Origin of the sequence: Enhygromyxa salina (assembly GCF_000737335.2) — a bacterium.
In the GTDB taxonomy this organism is placed as follows: domain Bacteria; phylum Myxococcota_A; class Polyangia; order Nannocystales; family Nannocystaceae; genus Plesiocystis; species Plesiocystis salina_C.
This window is the reverse complement of sequence record NZ_JMCC02000200.1, coordinates 1-7,543: the sequence shown is the minus strand read 5'-3', so window position 1 is coordinate 7,543 and position 7,543 is coordinate 1. Positions and strand designations below refer to the sequence as shown.

General features: G+C 60.7%; 5 protein-coding genes. 4 read left to right on the top strand and 1 reads right to left on the bottom strand.

Annotated elements, in window-relative coordinates:
- Positions 1-126: 126 nt before the first annotated feature.
- The gene (locus tag DB30_RS39795; RefSeq protein ID WP_205633183.1) at positions 127-1,167 is read left to right on the top strand and encodes an IS110 family RNA-guided transposase; all 1,041 of its coding nucleotides are present in this window, start codon (positions 127-129) and stop codon (positions 1,165-1,167) included.
- Between the two features lie 224 nt (positions 1,168-1,391).
- Here DB30_RS39795 and DB30_RS43350 read toward each other — a convergent pair whose 3' ends face one another.
- A complete protein-coding gene (locus DB30_RS43350; protein WP_420870703.1) occupies positions 1,392-2,474 on the bottom strand; it encodes an HNH endonuclease in 1,083 nt (360 codons plus the stop codon).
- Positions 2,475-2,618: 144 nt separating this feature from the next.
- On the opposite strand from DB30_RS43350, the gene DB30_RS39785 reads away from it, so the two are divergent.
- Genes DB30_RS39785 through DB30_RS39775 form a run of 3 tightly spaced genes read left to right on the top strand, consistent with a single transcriptional unit; the run spans position 2,619 to position 7,186 of the window.
- Complete coding sequence (locus DB30_RS39785) at positions 2,619-3,878, top strand: tetratricopeptide repeat protein (protein WP_146662789.1); 1,260 nt, start codon at positions 2,619-2,621, stop codon at positions 3,876-3,878.
- Positions 3,875-5,251, top strand: a complete 1,377-nt coding sequence (locus DB30_RS39780; RefSeq protein ID WP_146662787.1) for a CHAT domain-containing protein — start codon at positions 3,875-3,877, stop codon at positions 5,249-5,251. The genes DB30_RS39785 and DB30_RS39780 overlap by 4 nt, the downstream gene beginning before the upstream one ends.
- 3 nt (positions 5,252-5,254) lie before the next feature.
- Positions 5,255-7,186, top strand: coding sequence for a protein kinase domain-containing protein (locus DB30_RS39775; protein WP_052559237.1), 1,932 nt, complete (start codon positions 5,255-5,257; stop codon positions 7,184-7,186).
- The last annotated feature ends 357 nt before the right edge of the window (positions 7,187-7,543 follow it).

Here is a 7,543-nt window from a genome sequence, read left to right as displayed (position 1 = left end):
AGCTGTACCGGATGGGATGAGAAGGCCGCCCCCCATGGCCGCCGGGATGTCACTCTGACTCCCAAGGTCAAGCGGGCTTGGTGCCCAGTTGAGAGCACACGGAGGACGAAGATGAAGACTACCACAGTGATCGGGCTCGATCTCGGAGACAATTACACCCACGCCTGCATGCTCGACGGAGCGACAGCGAAGGTGCTGGAGCGCTCACAGATCCAGACGACACCCGCGCACGTCGTTGACTACTTCAGCGGGAAGAAGATGAGCAGGGTCATCCTCGAAGCGGGGACTCACACTGGCTGGATGCAACGGGTGATCTCCGAGCTCGGGCACGAGGTGATCATCGCCAACCCCCGGAAGGTACGGATGCGCGGGGCCGACAACAAGGACGATCGGGTGGACGCCGAGTACCTCGCTCGCCTGGGACGCGCCGACCCTGTGCTGCTGTACCCACTGCGTCCCAGGTCGGAGCGCGTCCAGATCGCCTTGGCTGTGGTTCGAGGTCGCGAGCAACTCGTGACGACGAGGACGAGCCTCGTCAACCATGTCCGCGGCGTGGTCAAGACGCTCGGAGCTCGGATGCCAAGGAGCTCGACTCGCAGCTTTCACAAGCTCACCCCTGCCATCGATCCAGCACTACGCCCAGCACTCGAGCCACTGATGAAATGCCTGGAGCAGGTCTCACTTCAGATCCGCGCACACGACCGGGAGATCGCTCGGCTCTGCAAGGAAGAGTTCCCCGAGACAGCGTGCCTCACTCAGATCGCTGGTGTTGGCGATCTAACAGCGCTGACCTTTGTGCTGATCATCGAGGATCCGCACCGCTTCCCAAACAGTCGTACCGCTGGCGCCTTCATCGGCTTGGTGCCCCGACGATGTCAGTCAGGAGACAACGATCCCGACCTGCCGATCCGCAAATCGGGAGATCGGATCTTGCGGAGGGTCCTCGTCCAAGCAGCACAGTACATCCTTGGTCCGTTCGGGCCAGAGTCCGATCTGCGGACGTTCGGCTACCGCCTGATCGCACGCGGAGGAAAGAACGCGAAGAAACGCGCCGCGATCGCCGTCGCGCGGAAGTTAGCGACTATACTCCATGCGCTGTGGAAGAGCGGCGAGACGTACAAACCTCAGCAGGCCCAACCTCAAAAGGACGTGACCGAAGCAGCCTAACAACGCGACAAAATTCCACGATGGGGACCGGCCCCACCGCCTCGTCCAGGACGACTGCGTAGTACGCCCAGGTGGCTTTCGCCAAAACCGTGTACCGGATTGCAGCGCCCGGACCTGTCGGATCCCAACTTGCACCGAGCCCACCCACAGGGTTCACCAAGAGTGCGTATGGAGGCCTGGCGGGGGAAGCGGATCTCACGTGGTTGGAGTCGCCAAGGCTTACTTCAGAAAAAGTCAACATTTTCTTGACAGAGACCAGCCTTCTCATGGAGGGCGTACTGCAAGTTTCGGCAACACTGCCCTCGGCGAAAAGGCCAAGCGAGGTGGCGTGAGGCATTGCACCACGGGCTGCTAGGGTCTCCGACGGGGTGCGAAGAACCGTAATGATGGCGCGGACTTGGCACGCATCCCGTTGGAATCACTGGAGTTCTTCGTTCCGCGTGGGTCCGTGCAGTTCCGGGGCGGTGCGGCCGTTGGAGCAGACTCGCAGCACATCCACAGCACCGGTGCTCGGGCAGCTGGCGGGCTGAGTCCGGCGGACGTGGGTCCGCTCCTTGCACTGGGCGCGACTCACCCGACGAAGACGTGGTCTCGATCTCACGCGAGCGCGACGTCGGGGTTTGCTCCGTTGGCTCGCGGAGCGGCCTACCTTCCATCTCGTAGTAGGTCTTGCCGTTGTCGAACTCCTCGTGGAGGCGTCGGCTGACCACGAGCCGGCGCTCGCGGTCGAAGGTCACGTATCCTCGATCAAAGAGCCGGTGCAGGTCGACCCGCAGCGCGAGGCCGTTGTCGAGGTCATGAGCGCCGCCGTCGGCGAGGGGGCGGATGTGTGCGGTGTCTAGGACTGGCAAGGAGCGTTCGTTCGTGGCCCCACATGCTCGCTCGTAGGTCTCGAGGACGGACACGCGAAAAATCCCCTGGCCCTGGCGTGGTCGCGTGAGGACTGGTTTGCCGTAGCGGATCGCGGGCTCGCCCGCGAAGGTCGATAGCACCTCAGCCGAGCCTCGCCGCCGAGCTTCGAGCCAGACCCGGCGTCCCTCGGACTTGGTCAGGTCGTAGGTCGCACCGACCACGGTCCGCGGGCGCCAGTCGCTGGGCTGGGGATCCAGCGATCGCGCGGCCAGACTCGCGCCTCGGCGATCATGCAGCAGCCGATCTCCGGTCGGCTGGCGATCTTGGCGCAGCGGCGGATCTTGGCGAGCCGCTGGCGCAGCTCCGACAGTGACGCGACACCGTTGGCTCGACCGAAGCTGTCCCAGGCCAGCCAGTCGGCAGGACGGAGCTCGGTGTGGCTGCGGCGTCCCCATCGTCGCCCCGAGGACAGACTGCTGTACCAGTTCGTGGAGACTCACTGGCCGATGCTCGGCATTTGAGCTTGCGCAGACAGCTAGTATAGAATGTTAGGCGGTCCACGACAACACGCTGAGTGTGCCGGCTGGGGCAGCCAAGTCATGACGGAGAACTTCGTATTCGAGATCCATGGGACAACGCAAGCGAGCGGAAAACGAATCGAGATTTTTGGTCGCGGGTACGTGATCCAAAAGCAGGTCCACGACGCGGAACACGTAGCGACCTTCTCGCTTGTCAACCTCGTCGGCATGGCGGGCTACAACGTGGTGCGGATCCCCAAACCCAACTCGCCGTGGCCCGGTCGGGCCAGCGCGCTCGCCGCGGATGCGCGCGTGCTGTGCCGGGTCTTCGACCACCAACGACCGGCGCTCATCGGCATCCCCTACCGCCCAACCAAAGTCCTGGTCCCGTATCAAGGTCAGCTCCTGGAGGTTCAACCGCACTTCGAGCGGACGTCGATCCGTCATCCGGACCGACCAGATGCAGCACAAATTGCAAGCAAAGGTGAGCGCCTGCTCGTCGCCGGGTGCTACGAAGAGGCGCGAGTCGTGTTCGAGCATGCGCTCGATGTCCATGAAAGCTGTGACGCTGCAATGCATGGTTTGGCCGTCCTCGCTAGCTTGGAAGAAAAGCATGACCGCGCTGGAATGCTGCTAGCACGCGCAGTCCGCATTGAGCCCCTTCACTTGCTCTACCGCGAGAAGTTCATCCAAGCGAGTCTCGATGCGGACATGATCGAACTCGCGTTTGCGATTTTTGTCGACACGGCCCGAGTCTTCCCTGGCATGCATTCCATGCTCGACACCATCTTGACCGTCGCCCGTGACTCGCCATTTAGGATCTCTTTGTACGAAGCGCTACACCAGGCCGGGGAGGAGTTCGATGCCTCACTCGAGTCAGTGACGATCGACGACTTGGACGCGTTCGTAATCGGCGGGCCCGACTGCCGGCTCAACGATGCGCTGGAGCTCCGGCGTGGCTGGCGATGGATCGAGGCCTTGAACGACATGATGCAAGTCGCCGCGAATGAGAACGGGAGCCAGGCTGCTTTCGCTCTGTCCAATGCGGCCTTCATCCACGCCATGCTTGGAAACTTCGCGTATGCGGGCGAGCTCGCCAGCGTATACCTCAGCATGGTAGCCGACTCGAGTGGCCAACCGCAGGATTTCCACCCGATGATTAGCTTCTATAACCCCAGCTTCCAGCACATCTGCGCTTCACCACTGCCACGCATCGCTACGGCTCTCGAGCGAGCCAGCGTCGAGGGCAAGCCCGCGCATCGCCAAGCCCTGCGAACGCTCGCGGCCGAGTGTACCGAATACGCGGAGTTAATCACCGCTGCAAGGGAGGCGGGTGGGTGACCGCACCAAATCCAGCCGCGATTCTGCTATTCGCCAACAGCCAACACTTGCCCGCGCTTGAGGAAGAAGAAAGCTCAATCCGAGATGCGCTCGATCCTCTCGTCGACAGAGGGATCTTGTCCGAGGTCTATGTCATCAACAATGCCAGCATCGACGCTGCAATTGCGAGCTTTCGCGTCTCACGCCTTCGATCGTGTCCGTTGATCGTTCACATTGGCGGTCATGCAGCTGACGGTGGCCTCATGTTCCGGTCGCATGCGGGCATTCCCGAGCTTGCCCATGGCCAAAGCCTCGCAGGCTACATCGGCGCGCAAAATCGTGTCGAGCTCGTGTTCCTCAACGGCTGCACAACGGAATCGATGGTTGAAGGTCTTCGCAATTCGGGTGTCAAGGCTGTCATCGCTACCTCGAGTCTCATTGAAGACAAAACTGCTGCGGAGTTTGCTCGGCACTTTTACGCTGAGCTGAGCGATCGCCCATTGCGTGAGGCGTTTAGGCTCGCCGCGCATGCAACCCAGATTCGCTGGCGAGAAACCACGGGAAGCCCCTGGCCCTGGATCTTGAGTGTAGACCCAGCCCACGAAGGCTGGACGCCAGCCCACACGTCGCAGGTTCCAGACTGCGCCAAGCTCGAGGATTTGGTCGAGCTCGCTCGAACGAGCAAACTTGAACGACCAGTCCGTCGACGTCGTGTTCTACGCGAACTCCAGCGCCTTACGATCAGCCAGCACACACCACGAATTGTGCTCTTGCGCGGCCCAGACGGCTCGGGAAGGCGAAGTCTCATCGATGACCTCGCCCACCATCTCGCAGAGCAGTCGCGCCCGCAGCCAGTTTCTCTGCTGCGAGCAAAGCCGTCGCTCGCGACATCCGAAGTCGCGGACATCTGCGCACGACTGGACAAGCTCAAGGGCCGCGTCCTGATCCATCTGTCTCACGCGAACGTGCAAACCGACGATGCCGTGGCGAGCCTCATCGCTAGTCCGCAGGTTCGGGTACTGCTGTCGACCAACGATGAGATCTTCGCCGGCCTAGGAGAGAGCTTAAAGACACGCGCGTCAAATCTGAACATGCCCGTTGCGTCGAACGAAGAACTCACGATGGTCCTCGAGCGGGTTGCGTCGCGTCTGGGCATCGATGTCACCCAAGATGCGCTCGCCGAGATCGTGAGGCTGGTGCCGACCTACGCACCCAGGTCTGGCGATTTTGGGGCGGTGGTACGCCTGCTCGAAGATGCATCAGCGTACGCCGAGTTTCCATCGACGGGATATCGCCCCGGTGCCTCAGACCCAGCTATTGGTCGTGTCACTGAAGCGATCATTCGTCGCATTGTCGCGGTTCGTAGTGGCACCCCAATCGAGAGGATAAAGTGATCCATGGAATTTGCGGTCGGTGACTACGTCAACGGGACCTTTCGGGTGGAGTCAATCATCGAGGGCGGAATGGGCAAGGTCCTGGCCGCGCGCGATGTCAGGTACCGCGAATGGACCGAGCCAATAATCGCCCTGAAGACATTTTCCCACGTCCAGTCGTGGGAGGGCGAAGTGCTCGACCGTTTTCGTCGTGAGGCAGGGGTCTGGATCCAGCTCAGCCATCCGCATGTCGTGAAAGCGATGACGCTGCTACGCTACGGCAGTGGTGGTCAGATGCTCATGTTGGAGTGGATGCCGGGCGGTGATCTGAGCACCCAGCTCGACCAACGGAGCATCCCCATCGAGGAGTGCGTAGCGATCATCTGCCAAGTCAGCTTGGGGCTCGAGTATCTGCACAATGAGGGAATCGTGCACCGTGACATTAAGCCCTCGAATATCTTGTTCGACAGGCAAGGCAACGCCAAGGTCGGCGACCTCGGCCTCGCACGGCCAAGCCCCAAACTCGACGCCGAGTCCATCACGAAGGAGCTCCGCGGACCCATCGATTTCTCGACTCATCACTCGGGGCTCGTCGGAACGCTCCCCTACATGGCCCCGGAGCAGCTGGAGCGGCCATATCAGGCCACCCCGAAGTCTGATCAGTTTTCAGTCGGCATCATCTTGTTCGAATTGCTCGTGGGTGTTCGGCCCTTCATGGGACGGTCGTTCGAGCAACTACGAGCGTCGATTATCGCCGCAGAGGTCCCTTCGTTGCCTGCTCGCCATGTAGCCTTCGACAGTGTCATCCGTCGTGCACTCGCCCGAGAGCCAGCCGATCGTTTCGACTCGATGACAGATTTTCGGCTCGCGCTCTTGGATACTACTGATTTGATCGAAATCGATACACGTCGCTTTCGAGTTGACGACGGTGAACAAGATATCGAGCGTTCTCCTTCCGACCTGCTCAATCTTGGCTACGGTCTGGCACGGCTTGGCGACAACGAGGGCGCACTTCGAGCATGTATGCAGGCGCTGGCCGCAGACCCAGACAATGCTCAAGTGGCTCATAACTGTGCCGTAGCCATGAATCGTTGCGGTCGATTCGACGAGGGACTGGCATTGCTCGAGAAAGCACATGGCCTAGTTGCAGATGACGATGATCGCATGCGAATCATGCTATGCGTGACTCACACGACGGCCCTCTGGCGACTGCAACGAGTGAACGAAGCGTTCGCTATGCTCGAGCACGCGAGCGAGATTCACCCCAATAGTGACATGATCATCGAACAGATCTTGGCCCTCGCAAGGGCGCAAGACCGCGACAAGCTTGCAGCCTGTGGTGAAACTCCACGTGCCTCTTGGCGCCGTATTTTTCGTCGAGGGAGGGGCGCCAAAATGCCGCTGAGGTGGACCCACTTTAAGTTCTGGCAACGAAGCCCTCTGCGAAAAGGACAAGCCAGGTGGCGCATGGGGTTTCACCACGACCTCCTAGCCGAGAACGCGCTCTCGCGCTTGATCGAGATTCATACACAGGACCCCGACCTCGACAGTGGGCGCATGATCAGCTGGCAGGGAGTGAGCCTCGCACAGGTCGGTTTGCTGCGCGATGGCAAGAGGTTCTTCGAACTTGCGACCAGTCGACACCCTGACTATGGACCCGGCTGGTACAACCTCGGGGTCGCAGCCCACATGCTCGACGACCTGAGCACAGCCCATCGCTGCTACGCTCACGCACTTCTCGCGTGTACGGAGGCGGAGCAAGAAGCCCGCGATCGTGCACTCGCAAACTTGATCGTGTGCAAGTGCGAGCTTGACGATGACTGGGAAGCGCGGCACGTGTGGCTGAAGCAGCTCAATGCCGTCGAGTCTCCCGACCCGGTCGTGAAACTCGTACAAATGTATAGTCATGGATCCCTGCGCACGCCCCCGCACCTAACGCTCAAATTTTGTATGTGATGTCCGGCAGCGTGGAACTGTCAGGATTGTGCAATATAGACATGTCGAGTGGTGTATGCCCCTGTCCTTCTCAGAACCCTGAATGATAGCAGTCGACGAAGGCGCGGACGCCCCTCAGAACCGCCGCTCGTTCAAGGCGATCACGTGATCGATGCAGTCTCGCTCGATTGGCTCCGGATACACCGCAATAAAATCCGTTCACATTCCCCTCAAACCAAAGGTTGAGGAGAAGCTCGCTCGGTTTCTACACCAAGTGTACCGTCCCGCGTTATTTGCGAGATGTTGTCCCACGATCACCACGGGGCTGCACAGCCTCGGCATGACCCTGCGTGACAGTCGGCCGGCCGAGTTGCAGCT

Excerpts from the sequence above, each read along its gene's own strand:
- DB30_RS43350 (WP_420870703.1), bottom strand. The coding sequence starts at position 2,474 with ATGGGGACGCCGCAGCCACACCGAGCTCCGTCCTGCCGACTGGCTGGC.
- DB30_RS39785 (WP_146662789.1), top strand. The coding sequence starts at position 2,619 with ATGACGGAGAACTTCGTATTCGAGATCCATGGGACAACGCAAGCGAGC.
- DB30_RS39775 (WP_052559237.1), top strand. The coding sequence starts at position 5,255 with ATGGAATTTGCGGTCGGTGACTACGTCAACGGGACCTTTCGGGTGGAG.